This window comes from Pseudomonas sp. NFR09, from assembly GCF_900111535.1.
Lineage (GTDB): Bacteria > Pseudomonadota > Gammaproteobacteria > Pseudomonadales > Pseudomonadaceae > Aquipseudomonas > Aquipseudomonas extremorientalis.
The window spans coordinates 1-1223 of the sequence record NZ_FOIH01000027.1; the positions used below are offsets into that span (position 1 = coordinate 1).

1 rRNA gene is annotated in these 1223 nt (G+C 52.8%); it reads left to right on the top strand.

The annotated features are described in order from the left end of the window. Positions 1–1162: ribosomal RNA gene (locus BMX59_RS30000) — 23S ribosomal RNA — on the top strand; the annotation flags it as partial. Between the last annotated feature and the right edge of the window lie 61 nt (positions 1163–1223).

A 1223-nucleotide genomic window follows, 5' to 3' on the forward strand; every position in this document is an offset into this window, starting at 1 on the left:
CATGCCGGTCGAAGATACCAGGCCGCTGCGACTGTTTATTAAAAACACAGCACTCTGCAAACACGAAAGTGGACGTATAGGGTGTGACGCCTGCCCGGTGCCGGAAGGTTAATTGATGGGGTTAGCTAACGCGAAGCTCTTGATCGAAGCCCCGGTAAACGGCGGCCGTAACTATAACGGTCCTAAGGTAGCGAAATTCCTTGTCGGGTAAGTTCCGACCTGCACGAATGGCGTAACGATGGCGGCGCTGTCTCCACCCGAGACTCAGTGAAATTGAAATCGCTGTGAAGATGCAGTGTATCCGCGGCTAGACGGAAAGACCCCGTGAACCTTTACTATAGCTTTGCACTGGACTTTGAATTTGCTTGTGTAGGATAGGTGGGAGGCTTTGAAGCGTGGACGCCAGTTCGCGTGGAGCCATCCTTGAAATACCACCCTGGCAACTTTGAGGTTCTAACTCAGGTCCGTTATCCGGATCGAGGACAGTGTATGGTGGGTAGTTTGACTGGGGCGGTCTCCTCCTAAAGAGTAACGGAGGAGTACGAAGGTGCGCTCAGACCGGTCGGAAATCGGTCGTAGAGTATAAAGGCAAAAGCGCGCTTGACTGCGAGACAGACACGTCGAGCAGGTACGAAAGTAGGTCTTAGTGATCCGGTGGTTCTGTATGGAAGGGCCATCGCTCAACGGATAAAAGGTACTCCGGGGATAACAGGCTGATACCGCCCAAGAGTTCATATCGACGGCGGTGTTTGGCACCTCGATGTCGGCTCATCACATCCTGGGGCTGAAGCCGGTCCCAAGGGTATGGCTGTTCGCCATTTAAAGTGGTACGCGAGCTGGGTTTAGAACGTCGTGAGACAGTTCGGTCCCTATCTGCCGTGGACGTTTGAGATTTGAGAGGGGCTGCTCCTAGTACGAGAGGACCGGAGTGGACGAACCTCTGGTGTTCCGGTTGTCACGCCAGTGGCATTGCCGGGTAGCTATGTTCGGAATAGATAACCGCTGAAAGCATCTAAGCGGGAAACTAGCCTCAAGATGAGATCTCACTGGAACCTTGAGTTCCCTGAAGGGCCGTCGAAGACTACGACGTTGATAGGTTGGGTGTGTAAGCGCTGTGAGGCGTTGAGCTAACCAATACTAATTGCCCGTGAGGCTTGACCATATAACACCCAAGCAATTTGACTACTCTAACGAGCATCAGATTGCGGTGTGTGAAGACGAAA